Here is a 1,598-nt window from a genome sequence, read left to right on the forward strand (position 1 = left end):
GGCCATGTAGAGGAGAAAATAAACTTAAATATATAGGGACACCCTCCTTTTATAAAATTATTTTGACTTTTAGTGACAAAGTTACAGAATTAAATAAAAATAATGATACAATATATATATAATAAAATTTGTTAAAAGGGAGACATAAAAATGACAAAACCATCAATTTATCATAGCCAAGGATATAATTGTGCAGAAGCACTAATTAAATCTTACAACGAAGAATTTAACACAGACATACCTGTTGCTTTAGGAAGTGGAATGGGAACAGGTATGACAGTAGGCAGTTTATGTGGAGCTGTTAATGCAGCAGTTTTAGTAGCAGGATTTATAAAAGGTAGAGAAGATAATTCTATCCCAAACGAAGCTAGAAAATATTCAAAAGAAATAATGAAAAAAGTAAGAGATCAATATGACTCAGAAATTTGTTCTAATTTGAAGAAAAATAAGGTAAGTTGTAGCGAAATAATAGATTTTTCATATAATGCATTAAAGGAAGTTTTAAAAGATTTATAAAATATGGAGATGAGATATTATGGGATTTTTATCAGGACTCTTTAGAGGCAGAGGATATACTACAATAAGTGGATCCCAGCTACAAAAGATGTTAAATAATAGCAATATATTAATTTTAGATGTTAGAAGCTTAGGGGAGTACAAAGGTGGGCATATTCCAAATGCTAGAAATATACCTGTTGATACACTTTCATCAAAATTATCAAGTTTAAGTTCATATAAAGACAGTAAAATAGTTGTATATTGTGCTTCTGGAGGAAGAAGTGCAAAGGCCTCAGATATTTTATCTAAAAATGGATTTAATAAAGTAAGCAACTTAAGTGGAGGAGTTTCTTCATATAAGGGAAAGCTAACTAAAAATTAAATATTAAAATAAGACCATCAATTTTAGATGGTCTATTTTAGTGTTACTAATTATTTTCCTTTCATCAACAAACCGTGTTGATTACAATAAATATAAAATTTTCCTCTTTCAAATTTTCCACATAGTCTTGGGAATCTCACTGTTGGACTTTGTTCAGGATATAGTTTTATCAGAAGTACACTATCATAAGTTACATAAGCAACAAATGAGATGTAATGTTCTTTAGTCATTTCGTGGTCTATTTCCACATAATAATCATTTTCCACTTCTTCAACACTTATTTTATGATTATTATCTACTATACTTGGAACAGCTGCTTTTAGCTTTCTGCCACAGCAAGAGATTTCACCCTCTCCAGTTGCACTTATTATATTGCCACAGCTTGGGCAAACATAAAATTTAATTCTTTTCATATTTCCTCCATCTACATCATTAGGTTCTAAATCTCCTAATAATATTTTTTCTATATTAATATCAAATATCTTTGATAATTCTGTAAGTATTGACACATCAGGACAGCCAAGTCCTCGTTCCCATTTTGAAACGGTTTTATCACTGATGTTTAGTAAGTCAGCCACTTGTTTTTGAGTCATATTTTTTTCTTTTCTAAGTTTTAAAATTAAACTTCCTACTTTTTCTAAGTTCATGTATGTTACCTCCACATATATAAGGATAAACTCTGAGCAATATATTTTCAATCAACTCTTCGTAGAGTTTT

At 29.6% G+C, this 1,598-nt stretch carries 3 protein-coding genes; 2 read left to right on the top strand and 1 reads right to left on the bottom strand.

Annotated features, from left to right (window positions below; all coding sequences use genetic code 11):
* Positions 1 to 150 precede the first annotated feature (150 nt).
* Positions 151 to 516: a C-GCAxxG-C-C family (seleno)protein gene (locus tag NSA58_RS19885; RefSeq protein ID WP_039680707.1), complete on the top strand. Its 366-nt coding sequence runs from the start codon at positions 151 to 153 to the stop codon at positions 514 to 516.
* 19 nt (positions 517 to 535) lie between these two features.
* Positions 536 to 880 (top strand): rhodanese-like domain-containing protein, encoded by a 345-nt coding sequence (locus NSA58_RS19890; RefSeq protein ID WP_039680708.1) that lies wholly within the window; start codon positions 536 to 538, stop codon positions 878 to 880.
* A gap of 50 nt (positions 881 to 930) precedes the next feature.
* Here NSA58_RS19890 and NSA58_RS19895 read toward each other — a convergent pair whose 3' ends face one another.
* Entirely contained in the window at positions 931 to 1,527 is a 597-nt protein-coding gene (locus NSA58_RS19895) for a helix-turn-helix domain-containing protein (protein ID WP_039680709.1), read from the bottom strand.
* Positions 1,528 to 1,598: the final 71 nt, after the last annotated feature.

Source organism: Terrisporobacter muris (assembly GCF_024621905.1).
Lineage (GTDB): Bacteria > Bacillota > Clostridia > Peptostreptococcales > Peptostreptococcaceae > Terrisporobacter > Terrisporobacter muris.

Bases quoted from the DNA above. Each gene is read 5' to 3' on its own strand.
- NSA58_RS19890 (WP_039680708.1), top strand. From the start codon at position 536: ATGGGATTTTTATCAGGACTCTTTAGAGGCAGAGGATATACTACAATA.
- NSA58_RS19895 (WP_039680709.1), bottom strand. From the start codon at position 1,527: ATGAACTTAGAAAAAGTAGGAAGTTTAATTTTAAAACTTAGAAAAGAA.
- NSA58_RS19885 (WP_039680707.1), top strand. From the start codon at position 151: ATGACAAAACCATCAATTTATCATAGCCAAGGATATAATTGTGCAGAA.